The following is a 25692-nucleotide window of genomic DNA, read 5'->3' on the forward strand; positions in this document are numbered from 1 at the left end:
TGCGAAAACCGTGCCCGGACGGCCCTCCTCGCCACACTCTTCCCTGATCAGGGCGCCCTACGGCGGGACCGCCTCCGGGCACGCAGGTACTAGCGTGTCGGTGAACGCGGTCGGCAGAGCCATGGAACGGGAGCAGCGCACGTGGACCACCCCTTGTTCGTCAAAGTCTGTGGTCTGCGGACCGAGCGGGACGTCGACACCGCCGTCGAGGCGGGCGCCGACGCCATCGGTTTCGTCTTCGCCGAGAGCCCCCGCCGCGTCGACGCCGCCACCGCGCGCAGGCTGGCCGGACGCGTCCCGGAAGGGATCATGACGGTCGGTGTGTTCCGCAACCAGCCGCTGGAGGACGTACGGGTCTTCCTGGACGCGAGCGGCGTGCGCGCCGCGCAATTGCACGGTGACGAGGACCTCGCCTACTACGACGCCCTGCGCCCGGACGGGCTGACCCTGATCCGGGGCGCGTCCGTCCGGGGTGAGGTGCCGCGCCACGGGGAGCGCGGCGAGGACATCCTGCTGCTCGACGCGCCGGTGCCGGGCGCGGGCGAGGTGTGGGACCGGTCGGGGAAGCGGCTGCCCGAGCCGGATCAGGCGTGGCTGCTCGCCGGAGGGCTCGATCCGCGCAATGTGGCCGGGGCCGTCCGCGCGACGCGCCCCTGGGGTGTGGACGTCTCCAGCGGCATCGAAATCAGCCGGGGCGTCAAGAGCCCCGCGATGATCACGGCGTTCATCGAGGCCGCTCGCGGCGCCTAGAACCGTACGCCGGGGCGGCGGAGAAGGTCTCAGCCCGACGGCCATCGCACGACGCCGGGCAGGAGGTCACTCGGGGAGCGGCTCCGGCAGGCCTGGCCGCTGCGCGCGAGGACACCCGTGGGCATGGATTCGTGTGCGGAGGGCGGACGCGCTGACGGCGAATTCCGGCCACGCGGCGCGCCCGCCCGCAGGCGGGCGTCCGACGCGGGGCGCTGCCCTACAGTCCAGCCGTGCTCATGTCGCCAGGCGTCTCGCTCGCCGTCGTCCGCCCGTCCACGGCCGGGGTCCGGGTTCCGCTGCTGGTGACGGCCGTCGCAGTGCCGCTGTACGCGGTGTGGGCGCTGTGGCTGGCGACGCCGGCGGGTGATCTCGCAGCTCAGGTGGCGTGGGCCGACTTCGCAGGACAGCACCCGGGATCGGCGTACAACCTCTCCTGGTACGGCGGCGTGCACCCGGCCAACTACAGCCTGATCACCCCGCATCTGATGGCATTCGGCGGGGTGCGGACCGTTTCGGTCGCAGCGGGCCTCGGGGCGACCTGGGCGCTCGCGGCGCTGCTCTGCCGACTGCCTGTGACCGCGCCTCAGTGGCCGGCCGTGCTGGCGGCGGTGACATTGTGGTGTGACATCGCCTCCGGCCGTACGACGTTCGCGGTCGGAGTGGCGGCGGCCTGCTGGGCGTGCCACCAGGCCCACCGCCCTGCGGTGGGCGCCGCCGTCGCCGCCCTGGCCACCGGGGCAAGTCCCATGGCCGGCCTCTTCCTCCTGGTCGCGGGAGCCGCGCATCTGCTCCTGCGGCACAGGCGCAGAGCGATCACGCTGCTCGTTCCGGTCGCCGTCGTCCAACTGCTGGTCGCCTGCGCGTTCCCGTACTGGGGAGAGCAGCCCATGACCGCCCGCACCGCGGCGGTGCCCCTGGTCATGTGCGTCGCCACGGCCTGGGCCGCGCCGCGCGCCTGGGGGCTGGTGCGGGCGGGCGCGGCCCTCTACGGCATCGGAATCCTGCTGACCCTCCTGATCACCTCACCGATCGGATCGAACGTCGAACGGCTCGCCCTGATCGCGGGGCCGCCCGTCCTGCTGGCCGCACGCCTGGCGGGGCCGCCGCGGCAGTCCCGTTCGCGTACCCGGGCGGCCGTACTGACCATGGCCGCCGTGGCCGCTTCCCTGTGGGTCCTGGGCAAGAGCGCCGACGACCTGCGGCACTCGGCTCCCGTGCCGGCCCGGGCCGCGCACACGCACGAGGTGACCGGCCAACTGCTCCGCCTGGGAGCCGGCCGCTCACGCATCGAGGTGGTGCCCGCCCGCGACCACCGTGAGGCGTGGCTGCTGGGGCGACGGTTCCATCTGGCGCGCGGGTGGAACCGTCAACTGGACGTGGAACGGGGCAGGTTGTTCTACGACGGCACCTTCAGCGCGAGCACGTACCGTGCCTGGCTCGACCATTGGGCCGTCAGCCATGTCGTCCTCCAGGCAGGAGTCCCGGACGGACCGGCCACCGCGGAAGCGGCGCTCGTACAAGCCGGCCCGCCCTATCTGAAGCCCGTCTGGCGCGACGGACACTGGACCATCTTCGCCGTCGCCCGCCCGGTGCCCATGGTCAAGGGCCCGGCCCGGGTGGTCCGTTCGACAGCCGCCTCGCTGGTGGTCCAGGTGGACGAGCCGGGCTCCGTGACGGTCCGCGTGCGGTATTCCCCGTGGCTGCGGGCGGGTGGCGGCGCGACCGTGACCCCCGCGGGTCCCTGGTCCCGTCTCACCGTCCCGAGGGCGGGCCGCTACCGCCTCTGCGCCCCCTACCTTCCCCACTCCCTCCCTCTGTCGTATTGAGCGAGGCGGCATCCAGCGACACGTGCCGCGCTCGCCGGGGCAGGGGCCGTCAGATCCGGTCGAGTACCGCCTCCAGGGACCGCATGACATGAGAGCGCCAGCCGCCGCCCATGATGGTGCGGGCCTTCTGCTGCAGGGGGTTGTCGGGTTCGAAGCCCTCGTGCTCGAGGAACAGCCGGGTCCCGCGACCTTCGGGCTCGAGGGTCCAGGTGATGGTCCAGTCGACGTCGACGCCCTGCTCGGGGTCGGCGTCCTGCCAGCCGATCCGCAGCATTCTCTGCTCCTCGAACGCCAGCACCTCGGCCTGGACGGTCCCGGAGAACCCGGTCGCCGGGATGGCCACGGCCCGCATCGTGTAGCGGTGGCCCACCGCCAGCCGGAAGTCGCCGGGCATCAGCCACTGGGCGATCAGGTCCGGTTCCGTGAGCGCCCGCCACACCTTCGCGGGCGGGTGCGGCAGGAACTGGTCGACGTGTACTGCGGTCAGGTCCGTGTCATCCGTCATTCGTCGTCATCCTCATCCATCGCATCGAGCAGGGAGCCCAGCTTCCGGAGCTTCGCGCGCCAGAACCGCTCGAACGGATCCAGCCAGTCCTGCAGCTCGTGCAAGGGGCCGGCCTCCAGCTCGTACAGCCGCTGGCGGCCCACCTTGCGCTCACTGACCAGTCCGCACTCCCTCAGCACCCGCAGGTGCTCGGAGAAGCTCGGGCGGGCCATGTCGAAGTGACCGGCCAACTGCGCGACGGGCTGGGCGCCCTCCTCACGCAGCAGCCGCAGCACTTCACGGCGCACCGGGCTGGCCAGCGCCGAGAAGACGCGACCCTCGGTCGTGTCGGTGTCCCCTGTGGCCATCGGGCTCACGAGCCGGCGGGGACGCGGGCGGCGGCGAAGCGGGAGTGGGTGATGTTCATGACGCCACTATAGGTAGGAAAATTCCTACCTATCAAGTCGATCAAGGGCGCTCGAGGTGGATGAAGGGAAGCGGGACGGCCGGCGGGCGCCACGGGCGGCCGGCTGCCTCGCGTGGGGGCGATTTCCCGGCGCGCGGGCCTCGCGGCCCTCCGTGGTCGGGGGTGACGGATTGGAGGTGCGCGACTGGCGTGCTCGGGACGGCTGAGCTCGGTGTGCGACAGAGGCCCGGGGGTGGTGTCGTCGGGCACGGAGGCGGGGTGGCGCAGGCTCTCGGACGACGAGCGGGACCCGGCGACGGGCGTGGGAAATCCTTCGCGCGGTTCGCTCGCCTCGGCCTCACCACCAGCGCCGCCCTGGTGACCGGCTATGCGGCCAGACGCGCCGTCGGCACGGCTGACCGTGCTCCGCGCCGGCGTGCTACGACCGCCGGCGCGGTTTGCCGCGCTTCGTGCCCTTGGAACCGCCGGAGCCGCCCCGGGGGTTCTTGCCCGTCGACCTGCCGGGTGCCGGCTTTCGGCCCGCGCCGGCTGCCGAGGCGCGCTTCGGTTTCGGCTCCGCCGGGGTGGTCGCCGGGCGGCGGCCGCGGGAGCTGTTGACCGTCCGGCCGCGGACGATCCCGATGAATTCCTCCACCAGGTCGGTGGTCTCGTCCTCCGGCCACGAGAGCGCGACGCGCGACTCGGGAGCGCCCGACACCGGCCGGTAGGTGAGGTCCTTGCGGTGGTGCAGGCGGGCGAGGGACTGCGGGACGATCAGTACGCCCACGCCTGCCGCCACCAGCTCGATGGCGTCCGCCGTCGTGGCCGGGCGCTCGATCGCGGGCCTGCCCGGCAGCTGCTCCCAGTCGAGGGTGTCGTCGAGAGGGTGCAGGACGATGTCGTCGGACAGATCCTCGGCGGACACCTCGTCGACCGCGGCCACGAGATGGTCCTTCGGGATCACGACGACCGTCGTCTCGGTGTAGAGCGGGATCGCGCTGAGGTCCGTCCGGTCGATCGGCAGCCGTACGAAACCGGCGTCGGCGCCGCCGCCGCGCAGCAGCTCCGGTGCTTCGGCGGCGGGAACGGCGACGAGGGTCAGCGGAACGTCGGGCAGCCGCTCGTTCCAGATCCGCACCCATTTGGTGGGCGTCACGCCTGGGACATAGGCGAGCCGGAACGAAGAGGGTACTTCCGAGCCTGTCACCCGCCCAGGTTACCGGCCGTGGTCAGAGGTAGCGCACACGCTCGATACTCTTGACACCATGACGTCGCACAAGACCACCCAGACGATGAAGCCCGCGACCGCGGCGAAGAAGCTGGGTGTGTACCTCGAGGCCACCCCCGCCGAGTTCCAGGAGGGTGTCGTCTCGCGCACCGAGCTGAGTGCGCTCCAGGCCGATCCCCCCGAGTGGCTGCTGGAACTGCGACGCAACGGCCCCCACCCCCGGCCGGTGGTCGCGGCGAAGCTGGGCATCTCCATCGCGGGACTCGCGCGCGGCGGCGTGACCGAGCCGCTCACCACGGAGCAGATCGAAGAGTTGAAGAGCGAATCTCCCGAGTGGTTGCAGAAGGAACGCGCCACCCAGGCCGAGGTCCGTAAGGAAGCCGTTCGCATCAAGGAGAAGAAGGCGGAGCGGGACGCCCAAGGGCGCTGACCCGAGCCCCGGTGGCCGGAGACGTTCAGGCGCTGCTCACCCATCTCCCGCGGGAAGAGGGCGAGCAGCACGTCGAAGCTCGCGGGCGCTGCCCCGAGCCCCGGTGGCCGGAGACGTTCAGGCGCTGCTCACCCGCCTCCCGCGGGAAGAGGGCGAGCAGCACGTCGCAACTCGCGGCCGACGCGGGCGGCCTCCGCGGCCTCCCGCACTCCCGGAAGCGAGGCCGCTGGGGGACGCGGCGCCGGTCAGCCCTTGGCGGTGGCCGGGGCGGCGTCGGCCTCGTCGAGTTCCCATGCGTGCCGCTTGAACTCGCGGATGAAGTCCGGGTGGTCCTCCCAGTTCCGGGCGATGCCGCGGAGCACGTCCCAGTTCTGCTCCAGCGCCTGATCGATGATGTTGCGCATGGCCTCGTCGGCCGTCTCGCGCTGCGCGGTGATCCCCTTGACCGCCGCCGCGGCCCTCACCGTGTTGAGCAGTGCGCGCAGAGCGCGCGAGGTGTCGTCCATCCCGAAACCGTGATCGCTCCCCGTCTCGGGGTCGAAGAGCGGGCGCAGCCGGTCCTCGATGAACGCGGTGATCCGCTCGAAGCGCTGCTGGGCGTCCATGGGGTCTCCCTCTCCTGCCGTGCGACCCTCGGTCCCGGCACATCCGGTGATCTACGTGTTGATGAGCGCTGCTGATATCGCTTCAGCAGCGCTATGGACAACCGTAATCGTCCGGCACCGAGGGACGTGCACGCCCGCCCACCTGTCCCACCGGGCGAACGTGGACGTTCAGGCGCCGTCGTGGTGGACGGAGTCCAGTAGACCCAGTTCCTCCTCGGAGAGGCGCAGCGCGCCGGCGGCCACGTTGGCGGCCAGATGATCCGGATTGCCTGTACCGGGGATGGCGAGTACGTGAGGTCCGCGATGCAAGGTCCACGCCAGCCGGATCTGTGCGGCGCTCGCCCCATGGGCGCGCGCGACGGCGAGGATCTCGTCGCTCTCGGCGCCGCTCGCACCCGCCTCGCGCCCGGCGCCGGCGATCGCGTAGAAGGGCACGAACGCGACCCCCTGCTCGCCGCAGGTACGCAGGAAGTCATCGGCCTCGGGACCCGCGCCGATGCCGTACTTGTTCTGCACGCACACCACGGGCGCGATGGCCTGGGCCTCGGCGAGATGTTCGGGGCGGACGTTGGAGATTCCCAGGTGGCGAATGAGCCCGGCGTCACGCAGATCGGACAGGGCGCCGAAGCGGTCGGCGATCGAATCGGTACCGACGATGCGGAGGTTCACCACGTCGAGATGGTCGCGCCCGAGCTGGCGGAGATTCTCCTCGACCTGGCCGCGCAGCTGCTCCGGGGTGGCATGGGACAGCCACTCGCCCGAAGGGCCCCTGCCCGGCCCGACCTTGGTGGTGATGACGAGGTCGTCCGGATAGGGGGACAGCGCCTGGTTGATCAGTTCGTTGGCGGAGCGCAGCGACGAGAAGTAGAACGCGGCGGTGTCCATGTGGTTCACACCGAGCTCAACCGCTCTGCGCAGCACACGGATCGCGCGGCCCCGATCGCTCGGAACGGCGTCGGGCGCGAACGCCTCGCCCTTCTGCGTCAGGCGCATCGCGCCGAACCCGATCCGGTTGACGGACAGGTCGCCGAGCTTCCAGGTTCCTGAGGCCGCTGCGGTGATCGTTTCTGAGGTCATGCGGGGAATCGTCTCGGCGGCCTAGACTGACCGCCATTGATTAAGGCATGTATGAATTCCGGGGGAAGTCATTCGGGCGGAACTGACGTTTTCCGCGAGCGATCTGGCACAGATGAGGTTCGCCGTCTCGCCCATGTGGGAGGTCGTGACCAGCTTCCGGCTGTTGAGCGCGGGCACTCCCCATCCCGTGCACCAGCCCTGGGTCGAGCAAGTGCGACCACGGCTGGCAGCCGCCGGCCTGGACAGGGGCTGGCTCGCCGAACTGATCCCGCCCTCCGGCTATCTCCCCGACTTCCTCAACCCCGCGCCCGCCGTACCCGCTCCCACGCCGGCGGAGGAGCGGGCCGCCATCCTCGCGGCTCCCGTCGACCGAGTGCGCCAGGATCTCGACCACCTGAAGCATCACCAGGGGTCCGTGGGGCCCCGGTCGCGCGCCCTGTATGCCGACCCGGAGGCCCGTCTCGTCAAGGTCACCGAAGAGATCGGGGCGTACTGGGAGCTGGCGCTCGCCCCGTACTGGGCGAAGATCCGGGCAGTACTCGACGCCGACGTCTTCTTCCGTGCCCGGCAGGTCGCCGAGCGCGGCGCAGGCCACCTGTTCAACGACCTGCACTCCTCCGTGAGCTGGGGCGACAACGCCCTGCGGCTGGTCCGCCGCCGGCGAACCCTGTCCCGGACGACAGCGGGAGCGGGGCTGCTTCTGGTGCCCTCGGCGTTCGCCGACTCGCGCGTGCACACCCGGGTGACGGCGCCGGACCCGCCCCAGCTCGCCTATCCCGCGCGCGGTGTGGGCTGCCTGTGGGAATCCCGCCCCACCGCGGGGACCGCCGCCCTCGCCGCCGTACTCGGCCGCTCGCGGACCCTGGTGCTGACCGAACTCGCGTCCCCGGCCTCCACCACGGACCTGGCCCGCCGTACGGGGCTCTCGGCGGCCGGCGTCTCGCAGTGCCTCACGGCGTTGCGCTCCGCGGGTCTGGTCAGTGCTCACCGAGCCGGCCGCTCCGTGCTCTACGCCCGGACCACCGCCGCCGAAACCCTCCTCGCGGCCTCCTCGTAGGAGCCCTCCCTTCGGAGGCCCAGTGGGGGTGTGGCCGGCGCCGGGACAAGCCCGCGGGCGTTGTCAGTGGTGGCTGGGATGCTTGCGGGCATGGATGAGCAGATCATGCGTGGCCGGGTTTACGGGGCCGACCACGACGATCCCGACCCGGGACCGCAGCCCGGACACACTTACCGCGAACTCGTGGGCGGCCCGCTCGACGGCCTGCTCCTGGACGTCACCGGCTGGACGCCGGAGCAGTTGGGCGAGGGCGCGGCTCTGACTACCGAGATAGGCCGGTTCGGACCCGGCGGTCGGGCCCTGTACGAGCCGCGCCCGACGAACCCCGAGAGGTGGGACTGGGGCGGGGACATGCCGTAGGTCACCCGGCGTCGTGGGCGTGGCACCTGTGCGGAGGGCCGGGGCGCGTTACGCCGGCCGGCTGCTGAAGCAGGAGGGGAGCCGGCGAGCGACGCCGGTGATGGGGACGCCGAACCCTCCCCGGACAGGGGGAGTCGGCCCTTCACGCCGGTCGTCGACGCAGGGCGATCTCGGTCGGTGGGGGTCCGGCCTCCGTGCCGCGAAGATGGAGCGTGCGGAGGGTGGCCGCCGTCTCGCGCTGAAGGTGCTCGTACGAAATCAGCCGCTGCCAGAGAGGGTCCGGCGCCCCGGGCACGGTGGCGCCACGAGCCGCCCACTCCTGGGCGAGCTTCTCGAAGAGCGGCGCACCGCCGGGCTTGCTGCCGGCGCTGTTCGTCTGACGTGGGACCCGCCCGGCGACAGCGCCGTCCGGCGCCCGGTGCCGGGCCGGGCGCGGGGAAGTGCGATGCGTCGTGGCCATGCTTGCCCAAACGATTCTGTACGCCTGGGGACACGCTCACCGGCGGAGGTGGGGTGACGGCGACCAGTCCACGGGGAAGCGGGGGCAGGCTGGAACCCGTCCGCGGACCGGCGGACGGGCGTCGACTCGGCCGCGACGCCGCCTGCAACGGGCAGGTCGACGAGGTGTCCCTGGGAGGCGATCGGGATCGCGCTGGGGCTGACGGAGAGCGACGCCCGTTCGCGCCTCATCAGTTGCGTACACCGGCACTGAGGCCCGGAACCGACGCCCGGCAGTAAGCCCGACACTGACCCGCTCGGCCTAGTGCTCAGGCGTGGAGCCGGCGGCGGCCTCCCACGCCGAGGCGAACTCGCGGACGGTGGTGAACCGTTGCCCGGGAGCGGTACGGGTGGCCCGCTCCAGTACTCCGAGCTGAGCCGTGTTGCCTCTCCAGGCGCACTCCTGGTCCCCGGCGTCCAGCAGTAGCCGTGCCGCGCGGCCGAGGGTGAACACGGTGGTGCGCGTGTCGATGACCGCCCCACGTCGGAACTCCTCGGGCGCCATGAACCGCCGTGACCCCGGCAGCCGCTCGTCGTTCAGGGTGAAGGGCCCCGGCCGGTACTCATCGAGGTCCACCAGGCGCAGCTGGTGTCGGGCGAAGTCGTAGAGCAGCGCGCCGTCATAGAAGTCGACAGCGACATGGCCCGCATCCTCCACGGCGAGATGCGCGCTCAGGATCAGATCGAAGGCACGCAGCACTCGCGCGAGCGGCAGCCGCCGGAACCGTGCCATCGCGCTACCCGTACCGGCGCGGTCTCCCGGACCACGGACCGTTGGGTGATACAGCACGTCCCCCTCGTGCCACGGCATGACCACGGCCCACCTGTCGCGCACGGAGATCCGGTGGACCTGCGGGACGACAACGGGATGTCTCACAGCCTGGTGGAAGGCCCACCCACGATCCAGAGACCGTCGGGCGCCCTCGGTCACGGCCTCCTTGACGAACCACCGCTCACCGTCCGGGAGCCGGACACCGTACGACACGCACCCCGAGTCCTGTTCACGAAACGCCTTGAAAACCTCTCCGACAGTGCGGAGATACGGCTCTACGTCGGTGATCGCATCGATGTCCAGCAGGGGGTGGGAGTCCATGGAGGCATCGTGCCACTGTCCGTGGGGGGGAGTAGGGCCTGCGCGGCCGACAGGGGGCAGACGGGGGCGCTCAGCGTCCGCTGTCCGCGCATTCGTCGCTGTCTCCGCCGCTGCGGCACTGGTGCCCGGTGCGGCCCCGGTCGTACGAGGACGGGGGTGGCGGGCGGGTGTCGGGCGCGCACGGCACACCGGCGCGGGTCGGGCACGGCGGGAGCGGGCGCGGATGGGCGAGTGTGTGCGCGTCGTGCCAGGCGGCAACCGTGACGAACAGCGCGATCGCCGCGAACAGCAACTGGACCGATCCCGCGAACGGATGCTGCGAACGCAGGAGAACCACGGCGAGCACGACAAGGGCCAGTGTGAACCCGCCCAGCCAGAAGACCGGTACCCAGTCCATCGGCGGTGGCCCGGTACCCCCCTTGGAATTGGAGTGCTCGTTCACCCTGGCCATCCCGCGCAACCCCAGCTGCACAGCGAGCAACAAGGCAGCTGGGATCTCGAGGACGACGAGCAGGATGCCGAGGCAGCCACCGGCGAGTGCGTTGCCTCGGGTGTCCGACGGCGGAAGGGATCGCTGGTTCTCCGCCGGTGGCGGTGAGCCGGAACCGGGAGGGGGGATCACGGTCGTACGCTCGTACGGAAGTCCGGGCTGCGCCCCACTGTTGGCCGAATCGAGATCAAGCAGCCGCCGACCAGCGTCCTGTCCCCGGACGTCCCCACTCCACGGTCACACGCGAACCGAGACGATACGGGCGGCCGCGGCCTCGTCGCGCGCGGTCGATGCCGCGTCGATCACCTCGTCCAGGACGTCCCTGGAGCGGAGCAGGTCATTGATCATGCGATCGATGCGGTCCCGCTCCGTGGTGAGATCGTCGACCAGCCGCTGGGTGGCGATCGCGGACGGGCCGCCGTCCACGTCCCGCATGCAGGGGAGCAACTGCGCGATCTTCTTGCTGTGCAGTCCTGCCGCGTAGAGGGCCTGGATGCGGATGACCCGGTCGACCGCCCAGTCGCCGTAGTCACGGTGGCCACCGGGCGTCCGGTCGGACGCGAGCAGTCCCTGCATCTCGTAATAGCGCAGTGAACGCTCGCTCACCCCTGTGCGCTGGGCCAGTTCACCGATCCGCATCCCGCCACCTCGCCTTGTCTCTGCCATCCGCCGCCCTCCCGGACGCCGTCCGCCGCTTGCTGTCCGCCGCCGGAAGCCGGGAGCGCATGACCCGTGGTCAGGGGCGACCAGCATCCACCGTACCGGCATGAGGAACAGGCCAGTTGAGGCGCTGAGCGAAGGATCAGGCCGACGTGGCGCCGGGTGCGAGCCGTCCGCCGCGTACGCGGGCGTCAGGCCGGTGAACGTCAGCAGCCTCCAGCCCATGAGGTAGGCGAAGGTCCAGGGGGGAGAGAGGGCGGCCCGCAGGATGCCGGCGACGGCTGAGGCGGCGGTGTTGCCGAGGGACCGAACCGTCGTGAGCAGGCTCGGCGGCCGGCTCGGCGGCCGCAGGACTGCTGGTCATCCCGGGCGGTTTCCGCCACGTCCCGCCAGGAGAACAGGCTCACGGGTCTGCCCCTCTCACCAGGGAGAACAGGCTCGTCGAGTCTGCCTCTCTCACCAGGGGGAAACAGGCTCGTCGGGTCTGCCCCTCTCACCGTGGGAGAGCCACCGGCCGGTCGGGCTCCTTGGAGGAAACCACGGCGGACGCGAGGACGAGGAGCGTCTGCAGCCGCCCTGCGGGTCGGCCGCGAATCGGGCACTGCGGCGCACGCCGGGAACGCGCTCCCGGCCGCCGCAGCCACCGCGAGGACACAGAACGACGCAGGCCACAGGCCGTGGGGCGCCCGGAACGCTGGCCGGTCCATCCAGGCGGTGGAAGACTGTGAACAGGGCCCGCGCGCGGCGAGGAGCAGCCCATGAATGCCTCCGTATACGCCTCCACATCCGCCTCCGCGGCGGCAGCCGGACTGGAGGATTCGGCAGTCCGTGAGCTGGCGCTTTCCTTCCGGGGCGAGCTGGTGCGGCCCGGCGATCCCACGTACGACGATCACCGGCGGATCTGGAACGGCTCGATCGACCGCTACCCCGCCCTCATCGCGCGCTGCACCGGCGTCGCGGACATCGCGGCGGCACTCCGGTGTGCGACGAGTGCCGGCCTGCCGGTCGCCGTGCGCAGCGGCGGGCACAGCTTCCCCGGGCAGTCGGTCTGCGACGGCGGGGTCGTCATCGACCTGTCGGCGATGAGGGGCATACGGGCCGACCCCGAGGCCCGTACGGTCAGGGCCCAGGCGGGCGTTCTCCTCGGCGAGCTGGACCACGAGACCCAGCACTTCGGCACGGCCGTGCCCGCCGGGATCGTGACCCACACCGGGCTGGCCGGACTCACCCTCGGCGGCGGTATCGGCTGGCTGACCCGCAAGTACGGGCTCACCATCGACCAGCTGCTGTCGGTGGACATGGTCACCGCGGACGGGGAGTTCCTCACGGCCGACGAGAAGCACAATCCGGAGCTCTTCTGGGGAGTGCGCGGGGCGGGCAGCAACTTCGGCATCGTCACGGAGTTCACCTTCCGGCTGAACCCCGTCGGTCCCGTCGTCCTCGCCGGGCCGATCCTGTGGCCGATGGAGGACTCGCCCGACGTGCTGCGCTTCTACCGCGACTGGATCACCCAGGTCCCCGACGAGCTCATGACGATCGTGATCCACCGCAAGGCCCCGCCGCTCCCGGTCATACCGGAGGCACTGCACGGCAGGCCGGTCGTCATCGTGGCCGGCTGCTACGCCGGGGACGTGGCGGCGGGGGAGGAGGTCATGCGGCCGATGAGGTCGTTCGGCCGACCGCTCCTCGACCTGTGCGTGCCCAAGCCCTTCGCGGCACATCAGGCGATGTTCGACCCGTCCTTCCCGCACGGCCGGTGGTACTACTTCCGCAGCTGTGACGTGGAGCGCCTCAGCGACGAGGTCATCGACATCACCGCGGATCACGCCTTGCGGATGGCGTCGCCCTACAACGCGTTCCCGATCTTCCACCTGGGCGGGGCCGCCGCCCGGGTCGGCGAGGACGAGACCGCCTTCAGCGGGCGCGGCGTCGGGCACACCATCAACATCAACGGGACCTGTCTGACAGCCGACGGCTTCGACGAGGAGCGCCGTTGGGTCCGGGAGTTCTGGACGGACCTGGAGCCGTATCACGCGGGCGTGTACGTCAACTTCCTGATGGACGAGGGCGAACAGCGGATCCGCCAGGCCTACGGGCCGGAGAAGCTGGAGCGGCTGCGCGCGTTGAAGCGCCAATACGACCCGGGCAACGTCTTCCACTTCAACCAGAACATCCCACCGACGCCGCCGTCGGACCACGTGCGTCCTGGCGCCGGGACCGCTTGACCGTTCGAGTGAGGCCGGGGGTGTGCTCGTCGGTGTCGGGCCCGAGTCGTGCCTTCTGGATCTTGTGACTGGAAAACCGCTGTCCAGATGCGAAGGTGTGACGGTTCGCCTCCACTCAAGAAAAGAGTTGTTCCGGCATGGCCGTCATCCACCACACCGCCCTCAAGCCGACCAAGCTGGAACTTCTCAGCTCCTGGCTGCCCTCCCGGCCGTGGTACGACGGTGGCGCGGGCGCACCGGACTTGGCAAAGGCCGGCGGCTTCCGGCTGGACGATCCTCAAGGCGAGGTCGGGATCGAGTTCATAGTGGTCACCGACGCCTCCGGTCCTCACCTGAGCACCTACCTGCTGCCCCTCACCTATCGCGGTGCCCCGCTCGAGGGGGCGGAGCACGCTCTCGTCGGCACCATGGAGCACGGTGTGCTGGGGCGGCGCTGGGCCTACGACGGCTGCCACGACCCCGTGCTGGTCGAACAGTTGCTGGCCCTGATCGAGGGCCGGGTCCATGCCCAGGACCAGAACATCAGCGACGCCATCGACAGGGACGTCATCGGCTCCTACACCGGCGAAGGCCCCCTGTCCGCGGACTTCGCCGCCGTTGCTACCGATGATCAGGAAGGAACCGAGTCGACTGCGCCGGACGGCAGGACCCTCCGCTTGCACAGGGTCCTGCGGGCCGCCCCGGAGGGACCGCTTCTCCCTCCGCAAGGAGCGATCGGCCACGTCACCGGCTCTTGGCGCACGCCGGACGGTACCCCCGCCCGGGGGATGTTCGCCGTCTTGCGAACCGGCACTCCGCTGAGCCGGTGAATGACCCGTTGATGTGACCACCCGGGTGGCGCGGACGCATGGCTTCATTCACACGATTCGGCTGCCTCACTGAGGTGCTGACGCCGGTGGGCGACCACGAGCGCCACGACACCGCCAGTTTCCGTGACGACTGTCAAAGCGATCTTGGCCGGGAGGGATCAACTCGCCTCAGCCCGACGGTGGTTGCGACCTCCAAGGCGTCGTGCCACCGACCACCGGCCACGCGAGATCGTCGCCCGTACGGTCGCCGACACCCTGGTTGCTCCCTGACCCGTCACGGCTGCCCTGGCGCGGCCGGGACCCGTACGGCTTCGTCGTACGTCTTCCGGCGCCATGCAGTGGACGGCCCCGCCCAGGTCGCCCTCGGCCGGCTCCCGGCGTCCACCGTCGCCGCCGGGACCGGACCGAGTGCTCGGCGGGAATTGAGCCACGACGGTCCCCTCGGATCGGCCATGGCGGCCACGGCAGTGGCGCAGCTGGAGGGCGACGCCGTCCCGGTCCCCTGGGCGGGCGCGTCCCGTCCCGTAGTCTCGGCGGATGGCTAAGTACTTCGACGTGCACCCCGAGAATCCTCAGCAGCGCACCATCACCACCGTCGCTGACAGCATCCGCTCCGGCGCGCTCGTCGCCTACCCCACCGACTCCTGCTACGCCCTGGGCTGTCAGCTGGGCAACCGTGACGGACTCAACCGCATCCGCTCGATCCGGAACCTCGACGACCGTCACCACTTCACCCTGGTGTGCCAGAACTTCGCGCAGCTGGGGCAGTTCGTCCACATCGACAACGACGTCTTCCGCGCGATCAAGGCCGCCACGCCCGGCAGTTACACCTTCATCCTCCCCGCGACCAAGGAGGTGCCGCGCCAGCTGCTGCACCCGAAGAAGAAGACGGTCGGCGTCAGGATCCCCGACCACGGCGTCGCTCAGGCCCTCCTCGCCGCCCTCGGTGAGCCCCTCCTCTCCAGCACGCTGCTCCTGCCCGACGAGGAGGAGCCGCTGACACAGGGCTGGGAGATCAAGGAGCGGCTCGACCACACGGTCGACGCCGTCCTCGACTCGGGCGACTGCGGCACCGAGCCGACCACGGTCATCGACTTCTCCAGCGGTGAGGCGGAGATCGTACGCAGGGGAGCGGGCGACTCGTCGCGCTTCGAATGACGAGGTCGCGGGCCGGTGGCTGATACGGGCAGCCGGACACGTCCCAGCGCCCCCCGGGGCCCCAGAGCACGATCCGCCCCCGGCGCATCACCCGCTTCGGGGGGCCGAGGACGCCGGCCCGACTTTGGGATCGCAGCCGTGTGCCATGGGTCGGCCGGCGACCGGCCGCGAGCGCGGTGCGGGTACGGCCGCCAGGCTGAGCTAGAAGGTGATGTGAGCCGCGATGGGCAAGTGGTCGCTCCCCGTTGCCGACAGCGACCACAGATGGGTGACGGTCGCCGACCGCGTCATGATCTGGTCGATCCGTGCGACGGGCAGCGCCGCGGGCCAGCTGAATCCGAATCCTGGACCCGGAACGGTCATCTGCGAGCTGACCGGACCCAGCGCACGGTCGTCGACCGTGCTGTTGAGATCACCGAGCAGAATCACCCTGTCCACTCGCTCCGCCGCGATCGCCGCGCCGAGCAGCGCGGCGCTCTCGTCCCGACGGACGGAATTGAAGCCGCGCGACAGGCCGAGCCGCACCGACGGCAGATGAGCCACGTAGACGGCGACATCTCCCTGAGGCGTACGGGCCGTTGCCCGCAGCGCGCGATTCCAGTCCTTGCCGACCCCCGTCGGCCTGACATCCACCGGGCGTACGGCTGTCAGCGGATACGTCGACCAGAGTCCGACGGTGCCTACCGTCACATGGTGCGGATAGTCCCCTGCGAGGGCCGCCGCGAACGCCGGGAGGGCTGAGGGCGTCAGCTCTTCCAGCGCGATGAGGTCGGCACCGGTCCTCGCCAGGGTCCTCGCCGTGCCTGTCGGATCCGGGTTCTCGTCGCTGACGTTGTGCTGAACCACGACGACGTCATGCTCCTGACCCTGACCGGGGAGCATCAGGCCGCCGAACAGGCTCAGCCAGGCCGCGACGGGAAGCAGCAGCGCGAACAACGCGACGGCCGAGCGGCGGAGCAGCGCCACGCCCAGCAGTACGGGGATGAGCAGCCCGAGCCACGGAAGGAACGTCTCCAGAAGACTGCCGGGGCGGCCGATCGTGTTGGGCACCACGGCATGAAAGGTCAGCAGGCACGCGAGGAGCACGGCGAGCACGGCCGGCACGCGTCCCCGCCCTCCGCCCGGAAACCGCAGCCGTTCCCTGGTCGGCGCCCCCTGGCCCAGCGGGATCCAGCGAGGTGTCCCGCTCCGTACCGTCGGCACCGCAGCACCGTCTGCCTGCTTCATTGGTCTTGCCCATGCTTCACTTCGCATCGCCTCTCACGTCGAACAGCGCGATCACCCCGGCCTCGGAGGGGTCGGAGCCGAAGCCGGAGCCGCGTACGTTCGGCAGCTCGTCCTGATAGGCGGTGGCATCGACCGCCGGCACCCTGGCCATGCTCCCTTCGCAGAGCACCAGAGCGCGCGGGGTCCGCTTGTGATCGTGCACGGAGACGACGCCGAGCGCGCTCGTGGGCACGCCCGCGTAGACCCCGCGGCACACCGGGCACTCGACCCGAGGATGTTTTGCCATGGAGCCAGTGTCGTACGCGGCACTGACACTTCACACGGCTCAGTCACCGCTGACGAGTGAGCTGCCGCCGACAGCCCGCCGTGAGAGCAGGGTCCAGTCCCGCGCCCGCCGACCAGTCGCACACCACCGAGGGGTCGAACTGCTTCCGGCGCTTCTCGGCCTTACGGCTCTGCTTGCGCGTCGGCTTCGGCTTGGGCTTCGGCCTGGAATCCTGGGCGCTCGCGCGCCGAGGGGCACGCCTGGGCGTGTGAACCTCCGGCACGGAATACTGTGCCCGCCGCTCCCGCTCCCGCTCCTGCCGGTCCTCCCGCACCTTCCCCTGGGGCGCGCTCGCCTGCCGGTCCACCGGCCCGGACAAGCCGAGCTCCTCACGTGCCGGTGCGGGCTTCAATGCCGGAGCCTCGGTCAGCGGGGAGGCCGAACCGACCACGGCGGGGCTCATTTCGGTGCGGGGCCGGCTGCCGGTCCGATCGATGGAGACGCAGCCGGCCGAACCGACAGCGAGGACGAGGACGAGGACGAGAACGGCGGCAGAGGTGCGATGCATGGGCTCACCGTGCCCCATCCATCGCACCGTGATCCACCAGCACGCGCCCTCACCACCAGCATGGGTGACACGGCATGAGCGAGGGGGCAAGAGTGAGACAGCAAGGGCGTGACCGGGGCCGGACCAAGCACCGGACCCACCGGAAGGGCTCACCACAGCACCGGCAGCCGTACGGGCAGGCGCTTGATGTAGCCCGGAACAGATGAGGGTTCGGGAAGCGGTGGACGTCGAGTTCATCGGCCCGGTCGAAGTGCCGGGGGCGTAGTTGGTGCCTTCCACGCAGATGAGTACGAGCTCGCCGCGGCGCACGAGGACCTCGCCCAGCCGCACGTCGGCGAGCGCGAGGCGGGGAAGGCCGCAACCGATGGTGAGCCGGCCGGTCCGACGAAGAAGGCGGGCGGTCCGACGAAGAAGGCGGGCGGTCGGTCAGGCACCGCCCCCGAGCGTCGCCGGGGTGGGGCCGTCGGGGCGGACGGTGATGCTGTAGACCGCCCTGGTGGGGAGGGAGTGGAACACCGGGGTGTGGGCGGGCAGCAGGTGTTCGAGGAGGGCGGTCGCCTCGCGAAGGGCGAACTGAAGGCCGAGGCAGGCGCGGGGACCGATGCCGAAGGGCAGATAGGCGCCTGGCTGGGTGGGGCGGCCGCCTGGGACGGTGAAGCGTCGGGGGTCGAAACGCTCGGGGTCCTCCCACAGTTCGGGGACACGGTGGGTGAGGTAGGGGCAGATCAGGACGTCGGTGCCCGCTTCGATGGCGTAGCCGGCGAGGGTGTCGTCCACCGCGGCGTGGCGGGGCAGCAGCCACGCGGACGGGTAGAGCCGGAGTGTTTCGCTGACCAGGGCCTGGATGGCGTCCCGGCGCTGCGGTGAGCCTTCGCTGCCGGCGGTGAGGGCCTCCTCGCGGGCCGCGGGGTGGCGGTCGAGAAGCAGGTAGAGCCACGTGAGGGTGGTGGCGGTGGTCTCGTGGCCGGCCACCAGCAGCGTGACCAGTTCGTCGCGGATCAGGCGGTCGGTGTACTCCGGACGCTTGCCGCCGGCGTCGAGCAGCACGTGCAGCAGGCCCGGGCCGTCGGGGCCCGCGGCGCCGCCGCGGGCGGCCTCGATGGCATGTCGGGCGATGGCGTCGATCCTGGCAAGGTCGGAGGCGACTGCCTCCTGGGCGTCGACGGCGTCGGCGGGCAGCGTCGGCAGCGCGGCCACCACGGTGGCGACGGCGGCCAGTTCGCGCTCCGTCTCGGCGTCGAGCGGGTGCCCTGTGAGAGAACGCCAGATGGTGTCGAGCGCGAAGCGGCGCATCTCCTCGCCGACATCGAAGGTCTGCCCCGTACGGGCGTACTGGGCCCAGCGTCCGGCGGTCGTCCGTGCGGCCTCGATGATCCGCTGCTCGTAGCGGCGCATCCCGGTACCGGTGAACTGGGACTGGAGCAGCCGCCGTTGCCGCTTCCACGCCTCGCCGGTGGCGGAGAGGACGCCGTCTCCGATCAGTAGCCGCGCTCGGTGGGAGCGCTTGACGTACAGGTCCGGGTGCTGGGCGAGTACGTGCTGGACGGCTTGAGGCTCCGTCACCAGAACCGTGGGCCGGGGCCCGAGCCTGAACGCGGCGATGCCACCGAGCCGTTCGCGCGCCTGGTTCAACAAATCGACCAGCTCTCCTCCCTCGGAGCGCCACCGCTCCACAAGGGCGGGGTCCAACTCTGGGACGGTCCGCTCGGGAACAGTCCCCTCGGCGACGGCCCGCGCCGTTGCGGAACCGTTCGGCGCGAGCGCGGCGAGACGGGGTTCGTTTGCCACGGGCCTTCTCCTCTTCGACCGCTGTGTGCCTGACCTGACGGAGCGTGAGCATCACGGACTGTACGGGAGTGGATGTGTACTGTGACAGTCCGCCTGGGCGACTTGGGGGTCGGGGATCAGGGCGAGAGGCCGGCGCCTAGCGAGCGGTGCTGGTCTGCAGCACGAGCAGGGCGATGTCGTCGGTGCGCTGTCGGGTGGGGCGGAGTCTTTCGAGAAGTGTGTCGATCAGGAGGTTCAGGTCCCGGTCGTCGGCGTGTTCGAGGTGGTCGGCGAGCTCCGCGATGGCGTCGTCGAGGTCGATGCCAGGGGTTTCGACGAGGCCGTCGGTGTAGAAGAGGAGCATCAACTCGTCGCTGAGCGGGATCTCCGTGACGGGGTAGATGGCGTCCGGGTCGATGCCCAGCAGTGGACCGGGAGTCACGTCGAGGGGACGCGTGGGGTGCTGGGGGGCGCGTACCAGGGGTGGTGGGTGGCCGGCGCTGGCGAGCAGGACCCTTTGTTCGGCCAGGTCGAGGTGGGCGTAGAGACAGCTGGTGAAGAGGCCGGGGTCGAGATCGGTGAGGAGCCGATTGGCGAGGGAGAGAACCTGGTCCGGGGGCGCGCCGAGGGTGGCGTGGGCGTGGATGGCGGTGCGTACTTGTCCCATCAGGGCGGCGGCGGCCACGTTATGGCCCTGGACATCGCCGATGACGGCCGCGGCGGAGGTGGCGCCCAGTCGGATCAGGTCGTAGAAATCGCCGCCGATGTCCATGCCGTGCGTGGCGGGCAGGTAGCGGGCGGCGACCCTCAGGCCGGAAACGGTCGGCAGAGAGTGCGGCAGCAGCGCCTGCTGGAGGCCGTGGGCGAGCTCGTGTTTCGTGTCGTACAGACGGGCACGGTCGAGTGCCTGGGCGATGAGACCGGCGAGGGAGGTCATGACCGCGCGTTCCTCGGCGGAGAACGTATGGGGATGGTCGTAGGTGAGGACGCAGCAGCCGACCGGGCGTCCGGAAATGATCAGGGGCAGGAAGGCCCACGCCTTCTTGCCGCTGACCAGGGGAGCCTCTGGATAGATGCGCCGCATTTCCTCCGGGTGGGCGAAGAACGAGGGAATGCCGGTCGCCAGGGCCTGTCCGGCGGGGGTGAAGGTCGTGTCGAGCGGCAGGCCGTCGAGGCGCTCAATGGCCTCGGCGGGGTAGCCGCGATGCCCGGTGATCTTGAGTCGGCCGGCCTCGGCGCTGGACAGGACAAGGCCCTCGGCGCCGAACGCCGGCATGATCTGGTCCGCCACCAGATCGACGACGTCCTGGACGCCGACGACCTCGGTCAGGGCGGCGGCCAGGTGCATGAGCTGGTAGAGCTGGCCGGCCCGGGCCGGTGTGGCGGTGCTCATGGACAGCGGCGGCGCAGGGGAGGGCGGGGCCTGCGCGCCGCCCGTGGGTACGATGCGGACGCTGATGCCGCTGACGTCCGGGTACAGATGGAAGTCCAGCCACCGGTCCGGCGGGCGGCAGGCGCTGAACGAAACGGGCCGCCGGCTGATGACCGCCGCCCGGTAGCGGTCCTCGTAGGTGGGGTCGTCGAGCCACGGCAATGACTGCCAGGGCAGCGTCCCCAGCAGTCGATCGGCGCTCCGGCCCAGCAGCTCGGCTCCCCCGTTGGTGAGGAAGCTGATACGTCCCTCGAGGTCCAGCGCGCAGGCGCCGCCCGGCAGCCGCTCGGCGAAGTCGACGGCCGCCATGGTCACCCGGGAGACGGGCCGGCCGCGCCCTGCGGGGAGTACGTGGGGCTCGTCGCAGGCGGCCCGTGGGATTCCGGCCTCCGCGGCCTCCTCCAGCAGCCGCGCCAGACGTCGGCAACTGGCGGTGACGTAGCCACGCTCCCGGCGGCTCATCTCCGGGGGATGGGTCGCCGGCCACATGAGCAGCAGCGATCCCCACCGCCGGACCCCGGTGACCGGCGCGGCGGCCAGCGCGCAGGGGTAGGGCAGCGCCATCGCGGTACGGGGATAGGAGCGGGCCAGCTCCTCCTGGTTGCCCACCCACACCAGACGGTCCTTCCGGAGCGCGTCGGCCACCGGGGCCGGCGAGGCCGCGGGCACCCTCGCCCAGGGGGCGGCGAACTCCGCCGGTGCCCCGCACAGCACACCCAGACAGAGCACCTGGTCATCGGGAGCGAGCAGATAGAGAGCGCCCACGCTCGCGCCGGTGCGGCGCACCGTCTCCACCAACGACGTGTCCACCGCGTCGGCGGAACGCACCGCATCACCCGGGCTGGTCACCAGGCAGCACCTCCCACGACCGGACACCTGTGCCCGGCCCACGGAGCAACAGGGCGGTTCGGCACATCATGGCCGCCCGACGCACCAGGGCCGCCGGAGGCGCCGACTCCGCCCTCCGACGCGGTACTGCCCCAGGCGTCATAGGTGTCAGAAGCCTCCGGGGCATCCGGTCGTGCTCCGTCTGCCGCAGCGCCTTCGGTCTCCACGCGGATACGCCGGAGCCCCGGGAGGACGCGCCGGACATCACGTAATGGACGTTACGCCCCCGGGGAGGGGATGGCACGCCGCTGAGAACGTCGTGGCGTGTGGCTGGGTGGGCGGGTGTAGGGAGGGGTTTCGCGAGGAAGGCGTGGGACAAAGTCACCGGACCACCGGACCACCGGACCACTGGACCGCCGGTCCGCCGGTCCGCCGGCAGAGAGGCACATCATGAGCGACAAGAAGAGCAAGCCCGAGACGGCCGCCGACGAGGTACTGCACGAGTTCGAAGAGGCCGAGCTGAGCCTCGACGACGGGGAGCGGGACGAGCACGACCGCGAGGCGGCGGACGCGCTCAGCCCGAGTCGGACCGCCCAGGAATCGGCCCGGCAGGACAAGCAGACCGAGCGGACCAAGCAGGCCGAGTAGACCCAGCCGGCCGAGCAGGACACGAGCGGCCGAGCAGGACACGGGCGACCGGCCAAACCAAGAGCGGCCTCGGAGAACGCGGCACGCGTCGATGGGCGGCGCATCGGACAACCGCGCTCGGTCTCGTACACATGGGGCGATGTCGAGCGGGCAAGCGATGCGACATGGGAATGATGCACCGGTGGGAACGAGCGGTCGAGGAGTGGGAGGACGCGCTCCTGGCCAAGGTCTTCCCCAACGAGCCCGTTGAGCTGCTCGACGCGCTGCGGCGGGAGTGCGACGACCACGCTGTCGTATGCAGTCAGACGCGCGTCGTCGTCCCGAACGCCTACGACGTCGAGCTCGCCGAGGGCGTGTATGAGGAACTGGCCAAGCACGAAGCGGGGGTGGGCCAAGCGTTGACGGACACCCTGGCGCGTCACGCCGAGAGAAACGGTTACGAGTGGGCCGGTCCTCTCGCCGTGCATGTCACCAAGTCCGCCGATGTCCCCAACGGCCGCTATCGCCTGGCGAGCAGCGCGGTCCCCAACGTACGCGCCGACGCGTTCGCCAGGCCCCCTCATGAGGACCCTGGCAGTGGGCCGACCCTTCTGTGACGCGGCTCCGGTGCGCTGAGCGGCGGCCGCACCTTGCCGGGAGTGGTGGGGCTGCGCGGGTGATGTGCCGCGGGCTCCGACTAGGAGCGGCCGCGCGGCAAGTGGAGTGGGGGTCACGCTCCACGCGCACGCTCTGGAGACCCTGTATGACTCGGCAAGCTCCTGCCCTGACCGCTCTCACCGTGGGCACCACGCTCGCTCTGGGGATGGCGGCCGCGCCGCCGGCGGCAGCGCGCCCAGGCCCCCCGGGGCACTGCACGCCCTAATCCTGCAACCGCTGACGGTTGAGCAGGTCGAGTCGTGGTTCGAGGGGATAGCCGGGTTCCATGCCCGCATCGCGCATCGTTTTGGCAGGTCGGAGCCCCGCGATCGGGCGCTGGACTACCTGGCCGGGCTGCTGGCTCCGTTGGAGCGGAAGAACGGCTGGACGCTGGCCGAGCAGGTCGGGCAGCTCCGTCCGTACGGGGTCCAGCGCCTGCTGAACCTTTCCGACTGGGATGAGGACGCGGTCCGCGACGACGTGCGCGATTTCGTGGTGGAGACCATCGGCGCTAGGGACGGGATCCTGATCGGCGACGACACCGGCTTCCTGAAGAAGGGCACCCAGTCGGCCGGTGTCCAACGCCAATACAGCGGTACCGCCGGCCGCACCGAGAACTGCCAGATCGGCACGTTCTTGGCCTACGCCTCCTCCAAGGGGCGCGCGTTGATCGACCGCGAGCTCTATCTGCCCGTGTCCTGGACCGATGACCGGGAACGCTGCCGAACCGCCGGCATCGGGGACGAGGTGCCGTTCGCGACGAAGAACGAGCACTTCAAATGGATGTTGCAGCGCGCGATCGACGCCCGCGTCCCGTTCGCCTGGGTGACCGCGGACGAGGCGTACGGCCAGGCCAAGCACCTCAGGTCCTGGCTGGAGGAACGCCGCATCGCGCACGTGCTCGCCACCAAGGTCAACGACACCGTGATCACCGCGGGCTGGGCCGAGGTCCGGGTGGACAAGCTGATCGCGACACTGCCGCGGCAGGCCTGGAAGCGCATCTCCGGAGGCCAGGGCTCCCACGGCGAGCGGATCTACGACTGGGCCCGAGTAGCGATCCAGCCCGTGTGGGAGAACGGCTTCGGACACTGGGTCCTCGCACGCCGCTCCGTCAGCGACCCGAGCAAGATCGCCCACTACGTCTGCTACGGCCCCGTCGGCACCCGGCTGAAGGACCTGGTCAAGGTGGCCGCCGCGCGGTGGGCGATCGAGGAGTCGTTCCAGGCGGCGAAGATGGAGTGCGGCCTGGACCACTACCAGGTCCGCCTCTACCGCGCCTGGTACCGGCACATCACCCTGGCCATGGCCGCTCTCGCCTACCTGACCGCCCTTCGCGCCCGTGAGGCCGCAAAAGGGGCGACGCTGACGACGAACACGAACTCATACCCCTGAGCGTCCCGGAGATCCGCCGGCTCATGGGCCACCTCGTCGGGCCCCGACACCGGACCAGCGAGCACCATCTGCGCTGGTCACGCTTCCGACGACGAAGCCAGGCCCGAGCCCGCCGATCCCACTACAAACGCCGAGGCCACTACACCGGCGGCACCGCCCTCTGACACACCAAGGCGATCCAGGCGGGGCCCGCACCGAACGGTGTGGCCCCCGCCGCGGCCTGTACGGGCCGGGCTGCAGTGATCCCGCGCCAGCGACGCCCCGACAGGCAGGCACACCGACGGCAGTAGTGGCGCTCGTCCGTCAGCAGTACGTCCGGGCCTTCTTGACTGCGGGTTCGGCCTGCTGGGGGTCGGAGGTCACGGAGAGCAGCTGCTGCGCCTTCCGCAGGGCATCGGCGAGCGGCTGGAACTTGGCGTCCGCCAGGGCAGCCGCCCTGGCCAGTTCCTCGGCGCCGACGAGGCGCGCCACCACGATGTCGAAGGCCTGCCCGCCATCGGTGCCTGGCAGCTGTTCCGGCAGCCGACTCACGGCCGCGCACGCCAACTCGGCGTCGGTGCCCTGGGCCTTACCGGACGCCGCCCCTGACTGGCAGGCCGTCAGGGCCAGCAGTAGACAGACTGCGGCCACAGCCCTTGCCGGACGCCTCATCAGTTCCCCCCGTTCGAAGACTTCCGCCATCGTCGGGGCTTCGCCCAGGGGAGATAAGTCCAATCCCGGCCAGTTTGCACGAAGCGGCAGCCTGCCACTCCACGTGACGTCGCTCTCGCCCGCGCCATACCTGACGAGCTCTACCTCAACCGCCTCGGCACGTTCTGGCTGTACAGCGGCCACCCCGGGTACAGATCCCGCAGATGCGGTTGCAGTACTCATGCACGCCGTCGCCTTCTTCCCCTCCGCCGCCGTCTTCCACGAAGTCCTTCCCGTCTCCTGCCCCTCGCCCCACGCCGAAGATGGCCGCATCTCCTGCAACGGGTGGATTCACTGACCTGTCGGGTCCATCAGCCGGACACGCCCTGGGCGGGAGGCTTCGCGGTCCACCCGCTCCGCCGGAGTCTGTCGCACCCGTCTAGCAGGAGGTCCAGGGCGAACTCGAACTCCGCCTGGTCGTCGCAGCCCTGGCCGACGACGGAGGGGTCGTCGTGGGCCGCCGCCGCCATCTCCGCGATGTTCGGGTACGTCGTCGCCATGTCGCGGACCATTGCGGCCTGCGCTTCAGGGTCGGCGGGGGCCGAGTCGTCGAACAGCTCCTGGGTGAACCCCAGTAGGCGGCTGCCCATGGCGTGCATCACGTGATGCGTGAGGTCGGCGGAGAATCCGCCGGCCCGGAACATGCCGATCATCGAGTCCATGTAGGCGAGGAGCGCAGGGGTCGGACGCGCCCTCGACGTGACGACCTGCGACGCCCAGGGGTGCCGCAGAAACGTTTGGCGCGCCGACAGGATCCTCTGCCGTACCGCACTCTTCCAATCGGTTTCGTGGACGGGCGGATCGATCTCCCCGACGACCGAGTCCGCCATGCTGTCGAGCAGCTCTTCCTTGTTGGCGACGTGCTTGTAGAGCGCCATGGGTACGACACCCAGCTCCTGCGCGAGCTTGCGCATGCTCAGCGACGCGACCCCTGCCTCGTCGGCCAGCGCGACGGCGGCCCGCAGAACACGGTCCCTGCTCAGAGGGTCCCTGCGCGCCGTCCGCGTCCGCTCAGTCATCCCGCCATCTCCTCCGCCGTGCGTCGACCATGTCCGCCCTTGACGAGTGTACGTCGTACACCTA

Annotated in this window: 27 protein-coding genes; 11 read left to right on the plus strand and 16 right to left on the minus strand. The window is 70.8% G+C overall.

Translation table 11 applies throughout. The annotated features are described in order from the left end of the window. Positions 1 to 141: 141 nt before the first annotated feature. Entirely contained in the window at positions 142 to 750 is a 609-nt protein-coding gene (locus ACZ7J0_RS24880; RefSeq protein WP_470890822.1) for a phosphoribosylanthranilate isomerase, read from the plus strand. A gap of 236 nt (positions 751 to 986) precedes the next feature. Beyond that, positions 987 to 2576, plus strand: coding sequence for a hypothetical protein (locus ACZ7J0_RS24885; RefSeq protein ID WP_470891116.1), 1590 nt, complete (start codon positions 987 to 989; stop codon positions 2574 to 2576). 49 nt (positions 2577 to 2625) lie between these two features. Here ACZ7J0_RS24885 and ACZ7J0_RS24890 read toward each other — a convergent pair whose 3' ends face one another. From ACZ7J0_RS24890 to ACZ7J0_RS24900, 3 genes are all read right to left on the minus strand, one after another. Next, entirely contained in the window at positions 2626 to 3081 is a 456-nt protein-coding gene (locus ACZ7J0_RS24890; RefSeq protein ID WP_470890824.1) for an SRPBCC family protein, read from the minus strand. Continuing rightward, on the minus strand, positions 3078 to 3428 hold the full coding sequence (locus tag ACZ7J0_RS24895) for an ArsR/SmtB family transcription factor (RefSeq protein ID WP_470890826.1): 351 nt from the start codon (positions 3426 to 3428) through the stop codon (positions 3078 to 3080). The genes ACZ7J0_RS24890 and ACZ7J0_RS24895 overlap by 4 nt, the downstream gene beginning before the upstream one ends. 477 nt (positions 3429 to 3905) lie before the next feature. Beyond that, positions 3906 to 4673: a LysR family substrate-binding domain-containing protein gene (locus ACZ7J0_RS24900; protein WP_470890827.1), complete on the minus strand. Its 768-nt coding sequence runs from the start codon at positions 4671 to 4673 to the stop codon at positions 3906 to 3908. 58 nt (positions 4674 to 4731) lie between these two features. Here ACZ7J0_RS24900 and ACZ7J0_RS24905 point away from each other — a divergent pair, with 58 nt between their 5' ends. Beyond that, positions 4732 to 5124, plus strand: coding sequence for a DUF5997 family protein (locus ACZ7J0_RS24905; protein WP_470890829.1), 393 nt, complete (start codon positions 4732 to 4734; stop codon positions 5122 to 5124). A 245-nt stretch (positions 5125 to 5369) separates the two neighbouring features. Here ACZ7J0_RS24905 and ACZ7J0_RS24910 read toward each other — a convergent pair whose 3' ends face one another. Continuing rightward, positions 5370 to 5729, minus strand: coding sequence for a hypothetical protein (locus ACZ7J0_RS24910; protein WP_470890831.1), 360 nt, complete (start codon positions 5727 to 5729; stop codon positions 5370 to 5372). Between the two features lie 168 nt (positions 5730 to 5897). Then, on the minus strand, positions 5898 to 6806 hold the full coding sequence (locus ACZ7J0_RS24915) for an aldo/keto reductase (protein WP_470890833.1): 909 nt from the start codon (positions 6804 to 6806) through the stop codon (positions 5898 to 5900). Positions 6807 to 6918: 112 nt separating this feature from the next. Here ACZ7J0_RS24915 and ACZ7J0_RS24920 point away from each other — a divergent pair, with 112 nt between their 5' ends. Together ACZ7J0_RS24920 and ACZ7J0_RS24925 are read left to right on the plus strand one after the other, a co-directional pair. Further along, the gene (locus tag ACZ7J0_RS24920; protein ID WP_470890835.1) at positions 6919 to 7863 is read left to right on the plus strand and encodes an ArsR/SmtB family transcription factor; all 945 of its coding nucleotides are present in this window, start codon (positions 6919 to 6921) and stop codon (positions 7861 to 7863) included. 90 nt (positions 7864 to 7953) lie between these two features. Beyond that, the gene (locus ACZ7J0_RS24925; RefSeq protein WP_470890837.1) at positions 7954 to 8223 is read left to right on the plus strand and encodes a hypothetical protein; all 270 of its coding nucleotides are present in this window, start codon (positions 7954 to 7956) and stop codon (positions 8221 to 8223) included. Between the two features lie 142 nt (positions 8224 to 8365). Here ACZ7J0_RS24925 and ACZ7J0_RS24930 read toward each other — a convergent pair whose 3' ends face one another. The 4 genes from ACZ7J0_RS24930 to ACZ7J0_RS24945 all read right to left on the minus strand — a co-directional run bounded on the left by ACZ7J0_RS24930 (position 8366) and on the right by ACZ7J0_RS24945 (position 10943). Further along, positions 8366 to 8683, minus strand: a complete 318-nt coding sequence (locus ACZ7J0_RS24930) for a hypothetical protein (protein ID WP_470890839.1) — start codon at positions 8681 to 8683, stop codon at positions 8366 to 8368. A 300-nt stretch (positions 8684 to 8983) separates the two neighbouring features. Beyond that, positions 8984 to 9814 carry a serine/threonine protein kinase gene (locus tag ACZ7J0_RS24935; protein ID WP_470890840.1) on the minus strand — a complete coding sequence of 277 codons (831 nt, stop codon included), beginning with the start codon at positions 9812 to 9814 and terminating at the stop codon, positions 8984 to 8986. A 70-nt stretch (positions 9815 to 9884) separates the two neighbouring features. Next, on the minus strand, positions 9885 to 10436 hold the full coding sequence (locus tag ACZ7J0_RS24940; RefSeq protein WP_470890842.1) for a DUF6234 family protein: 552 nt from the start codon (positions 10434 to 10436) through the stop codon (positions 9885 to 9887). A 105-nt stretch (positions 10437 to 10541) separates the two neighbouring features. Further along, positions 10542 to 10943, minus strand: coding sequence for a MerR family transcriptional regulator (locus ACZ7J0_RS24945; protein WP_470891118.1), 402 nt, complete (start codon positions 10941 to 10943; stop codon positions 10542 to 10544). A gap of 779 nt (positions 10944 to 11722) precedes the next feature. Between ACZ7J0_RS24945 and ACZ7J0_RS24950 the strand changes: the two genes are divergently transcribed. The 3 genes from ACZ7J0_RS24950 to ACZ7J0_RS24960 all read left to right on the plus strand — a co-directional run bounded on the left by ACZ7J0_RS24950 (position 11723) and on the right by ACZ7J0_RS24960 (position 15156). After that, a complete protein-coding gene (locus tag ACZ7J0_RS24950) occupies positions 11723 to 13189 on the plus strand; it encodes an FAD-binding oxidoreductase (RefSeq protein WP_470890844.1) in 1467 nt (488 codons plus the stop codon). Positions 13190 to 13326: 137 nt separating this feature from the next. Then, positions 13327 to 13998, plus strand: coding sequence for a maltokinase N-terminal cap-like domain-containing protein (locus ACZ7J0_RS24955; RefSeq protein ID WP_470890846.1), 672 nt, complete (start codon positions 13327 to 13329; stop codon positions 13996 to 13998). A gap of 537 nt (positions 13999 to 14535) precedes the next feature. Then, a complete protein-coding gene (locus ACZ7J0_RS24960) occupies positions 14536 to 15156 on the plus strand; it encodes an L-threonylcarbamoyladenylate synthase (protein WP_468713203.1) in 621 nt (206 codons plus the stop codon). A 201-nt stretch (positions 15157 to 15357) separates the two neighbouring features. Here the strand turns inward: ACZ7J0_RS24960 and ACZ7J0_RS24965 are convergent, their stop codons facing one another. From ACZ7J0_RS24965 to ACZ7J0_RS24985, 5 genes are all read right to left on the minus strand, one after another. After that, positions 15358 to 16260: an endonuclease/exonuclease/phosphatase family protein gene (locus tag ACZ7J0_RS24965; RefSeq protein ID WP_470890848.1), complete on the minus strand. Its 903-nt coding sequence runs from the start codon at positions 16258 to 16260 to the stop codon at positions 15358 to 15360. A gap of 139 nt (positions 16261 to 16399) precedes the next feature. Continuing rightward, on the minus strand, positions 16400 to 16669 hold the full coding sequence (locus tag ACZ7J0_RS24970; protein ID WP_470890850.1) for a hypothetical protein: 270 nt from the start codon (positions 16667 to 16669) through the stop codon (positions 16400 to 16402). 43 nt (positions 16670 to 16712) lie between these two features. Next, positions 16713 to 17216, minus strand: coding sequence for a hypothetical protein (locus ACZ7J0_RS24975; protein ID WP_470890852.1), 504 nt, complete (start codon positions 17214 to 17216; stop codon positions 16713 to 16715). Between the two features lie 426 nt (positions 17217 to 17642). Beyond that, positions 17643 to 18905 carry a cytochrome P450 gene (locus ACZ7J0_RS24980; protein ID WP_470891120.1) on the minus strand — a complete coding sequence of 421 codons (1263 nt, stop codon included), beginning with the start codon at positions 18903 to 18905 and terminating at the stop codon, positions 17643 to 17645. A 235-nt stretch (positions 18906 to 19140) separates the two neighbouring features. Then, positions 19141 to 21264 carry a SpoIIE family protein phosphatase gene (locus ACZ7J0_RS24985; RefSeq protein WP_470890854.1) on the minus strand — a complete coding sequence of 708 codons (2124 nt, stop codon included), beginning with the start codon at positions 21262 to 21264 and terminating at the stop codon, positions 19141 to 19143. Between the two features lie 429 nt (positions 21265 to 21693). On the opposite strand from ACZ7J0_RS24985, the gene ACZ7J0_RS24990 reads away from it, so the two are divergent. From ACZ7J0_RS24990 to ACZ7J0_RS25000, 3 genes are all read left to right on the plus strand, one after another. Next, positions 21694 to 21891: a hypothetical protein gene (locus tag ACZ7J0_RS24990; protein ID WP_470890856.1), complete on the plus strand. Its 198-nt coding sequence runs from the start codon at positions 21694 to 21696 to the stop codon at positions 21889 to 21891. Positions 21892 to 22055: 164 nt separating this feature from the next. Beyond that, positions 22056 to 22487 (plus strand): DUF3662 domain-containing protein, encoded by a 432-nt coding sequence (locus ACZ7J0_RS24995; RefSeq protein WP_470890858.1) that lies wholly within the window; start codon positions 22056 to 22058, stop codon positions 22485 to 22487. A gap of 265 nt (positions 22488 to 22752) precedes the next feature. Next, positions 22753 to 23919: an IS701 family transposase gene (locus tag ACZ7J0_RS25000; RefSeq protein WP_470891122.1), complete on the plus strand. Its 1167-nt coding sequence runs from the start codon at positions 22753 to 22755 to the stop codon at positions 23917 to 23919. A 303-nt stretch (positions 23920 to 24222) separates the two neighbouring features. Here the strand turns inward: ACZ7J0_RS25000 and ACZ7J0_RS25005 are convergent, their stop codons facing one another. Together ACZ7J0_RS25005 and ACZ7J0_RS25010 are read right to left on the minus strand one after the other, a co-directional pair. Further along, positions 24223 to 24549: a hypothetical protein gene (locus ACZ7J0_RS25005; protein ID WP_470890860.1), complete on the minus strand. Its 327-nt coding sequence runs from the start codon at positions 24547 to 24549 to the stop codon at positions 24223 to 24225. Between the two features lie 371 nt (positions 24550 to 24920). Next, complete coding sequence (locus ACZ7J0_RS25010) at positions 24921 to 25628, minus strand: TetR/AcrR family transcriptional regulator (protein ID WP_470890862.1); 708 nt, start codon at positions 25626 to 25628, stop codon at positions 24921 to 24923. Positions 25629 to 25692 lie beyond the last annotated feature (64 nt).

This window comes from Streptomyces sp. NPDC038280 (assembly GCF_055600045.1).

Excerpts from the sequence above, each read along its gene's own strand:
- ACZ7J0_RS24905 (WP_470890829.1), top strand. The coding sequence starts at position 4,732 with ATGACGTCGCACAAGACCACCCAGACGATGAAGCCCGCGACCGCGGCG.
- ACZ7J0_RS24990 (WP_470890856.1), top strand. The coding sequence starts at position 21,694 with ATGAGCGACAAGAAGAGCAAGCCCGAGACGGCCGCCGACGAGGTACTG.
- ACZ7J0_RS24930 (WP_470890839.1), bottom strand. The coding sequence starts at position 8,683 with ATGGCCACGACGCATCGCACTTCCCCGCGCCCGGCCCGGCACCGGGCG.
- ACZ7J0_RS24925 (WP_470890837.1), top strand. The coding sequence starts at position 7,954 with ATGGATGAGCAGATCATGCGTGGCCGGGTTTACGGGGCCGACCACGAC.
- ACZ7J0_RS24890 (WP_470890824.1), bottom strand. The coding sequence starts at position 3,081 with ATGACGGATGACACGGACCTGACCGCAGTACACGTCGACCAGTTCCTG.
- ACZ7J0_RS24955 (WP_470890846.1), top strand. The coding sequence starts at position 13,327 with ATGGCCGTCATCCACCACACCGCCCTCAAGCCGACCAAGCTGGAACTT.
- ACZ7J0_RS24895 (WP_470890826.1), bottom strand. The coding sequence starts at position 3,428 with ATGGCCACAGGGGACACCGACACGACCGAGGGTCGCGTCTTCTCGGCG.
- ACZ7J0_RS24960 (WP_468713203.1), top strand. The coding sequence starts at position 14,536 with ATGGCTAAGTACTTCGACGTGCACCCCGAGAATCCTCAGCAGCGCACC.
- ACZ7J0_RS24950 (WP_470890844.1), top strand. The coding sequence starts at position 11,723 with ATGAATGCCTCCGTATACGCCTCCACATCCGCCTCCGCGGCGGCAGCC.
- ACZ7J0_RS24915 (WP_470890833.1), bottom strand. The coding sequence starts at position 6,806 with ATGACCTCAGAAACGATCACCGCAGCGGCCTCAGGAACCTGGAAGCTC.
- ACZ7J0_RS25010 (WP_470890862.1), bottom strand. The coding sequence starts at position 25,628 with ATGACTGAGCGGACGCGGACGGCGCGCAGGGACCCTCTGAGCAGGGAC.
- ACZ7J0_RS24910 (WP_470890831.1), bottom strand. The coding sequence starts at position 5,729 with ATGGACGCCCAGCAGCGCTTCGAGCGGATCACCGCGTTCATCGAGGAC.
- ACZ7J0_RS24885 (WP_470891116.1), top strand. The coding sequence starts at position 987 with ATGTCGCCAGGCGTCTCGCTCGCCGTCGTCCGCCCGTCCACGGCCGGG.
- ACZ7J0_RS24970 (WP_470890850.1), bottom strand. The coding sequence starts at position 16,669 with ATGGCAAAACATCCTCGGGTCGAGTGCCCGGTGTGCCGCGGGGTCTAC.
- ACZ7J0_RS24995 (WP_470890858.1), top strand. The coding sequence starts at position 22,056 with ATGGGAATGATGCACCGGTGGGAACGAGCGGTCGAGGAGTGGGAGGAC.
- ACZ7J0_RS24935 (WP_470890840.1), bottom strand. The coding sequence starts at position 9,814 with ATGGACTCCCACCCCCTGCTGGACATCGATGCGATCACCGACGTAGAG.
- ACZ7J0_RS24920 (WP_470890835.1), top strand. The coding sequence starts at position 6,919 with ATGAGGTTCGCCGTCTCGCCCATGTGGGAGGTCGTGACCAGCTTCCGG.
- ACZ7J0_RS24945 (WP_470891118.1), bottom strand. The coding sequence starts at position 10,943 with ATGCGGATCGGTGAACTGGCCCAGCGCACAGGGGTGAGCGAGCGTTCA.
- ACZ7J0_RS24975 (WP_470890852.1), bottom strand. The coding sequence starts at position 17,216 with ATGCATCGCACCTCTGCCGCCGTTCTCGTCCTCGTCCTCGTCCTCGCT.